We start from the raw sequence: 1,320 nt of genomic DNA, 5'->3' as shown, positions 1-1,320 counted from the left end.
CTGAACCGCTGCGGGTTTGACCGAGACTCCTTCTCTTGGAAGGATCGAGTCCGTTATGAGGAAGCCATACCCCACTGAGGTCCGGGAGCGGGCGGTGCGCCTGGTGCTGGAGACCCGCGATCAGTACGAGACCGAGTACCAGTGCATCCGGTCGATCGGCGCCAAGCTCGACGTGGGCCCGGAAAGCCTGCGCAAGTGGGTCCGCCAGGCCCAGACCGACGCCGGCACCCGGCCCGGCACCACGACCGAGGAATCCGCCGCGATGAAGGCACTCAAGCGCGAGAACGCCGAGCTGAAGCGCGCCAACGAGATCCTCAGGGCCGCGGCGTCTTTCTTCGCGGCCGAGCTCGACCGGCCACACACACGCTCGTAGCGTTCATCGACGAGCACCGGGACCGCTTCGGCGGAGTCGAGCCGATCTGCAGGACGCTCACCGCGAACGACTGCAGCATCCACCCCAGCACCTACTACACCCACAAGAGCGGCACCACCTCCGCCCGCGCCCGCCGCGACGCCGAACTCGTCCCGCTCATCAAGGAGATCCACGAGAGCAACTACGGCGTCTACGGCTACCGCAAGGTCTGGGCCGAACTCCAGCGACGCGGACACACGGTCGCCCAGTGCACGGTCTCCCGCCTGATGAAGGCAGAAGGACTGTCAGGAGCGGTGCGCGGCAAGAAGATCGTCACCACCGTCTCGGACAGGAGCGTCGACCGGGCGCCCGACCTGCTCCAGCGCAACTTCGTCGCGAGCGCACCGAACCGCGTCTGGGTGGCGGACTTCACGCACGTGGCGGCGTGGGCCGGCACCGTCTACGTCGCCTTCGTCGTCGACACCTTCTCACGGCGGATCGTCGGCTGGTCAGCGGCCACCAACAAGCAGACCCCACTGATCCTCTCAGCCCTCGAGATGGGCCTGTGGCAGCGGGACCGCGCCGGATTCCCGGTAATTCCAAGAGAGTTGATACACCACTCCGATGCCGGCTCGCAGTACACGTCGTTCCGACTGGCCACGCACCTGGCCAAGGAGAAGATCGCCGCGTCCATCGGGTCGGTCGGAGACGCCCTGGACAACGCCCTGATGGAATCGACCATCGGTCTGTACAAAACCGAGCTCATCAAGCGCCAGGGCCCCTGGCGCACCCTTGCCGACGTTGAGATCGCCACCGCAGAGTACGTCGACTGGTTCAACTCCACCCGGCTCCACAGTGAACTCGGCCACACCCCACCCGCCGAATACGAAGCCAAGTACTACAGCCAACAGCCAAACCTGCAGGTCACAGCCACAATCTAGAGTCTCTGAAGAACCCGCAGCGATTCA

The 1,320-nt window shown here is 65.3% G+C and carries 1 protein-coding gene; it reads left to right on the top strand.

Translation table 11 applies throughout. From position 1 onward, the window contains the following. Positions 1–55 precede the first annotated feature (55 nt). Positions 56–1,293 (top strand): IS3 family transposase gene (locus tag P3T29_RS32615; protein WP_280720297.1). Its coding sequence is split into 2 segments (ribosomal slippage): positions 56–329 and positions 329–1,293, totalling 1,239 coding nucleotides; the frame shifts between segments, so codons are not numbered across the junction. The last annotated feature ends 27 nt before the right edge of the window (positions 1,294–1,320 follow it).

Origin of the sequence: Kitasatospora sp. MAP5-34, from assembly GCF_029894335.1 — a bacterium.
Lineage (GTDB): Bacteria > Actinomycetota > Actinomycetes > Streptomycetales > Streptomycetaceae > Kitasatospora.
This window is presented reverse-complemented; position numbering and strand designations above follow the sequence as displayed.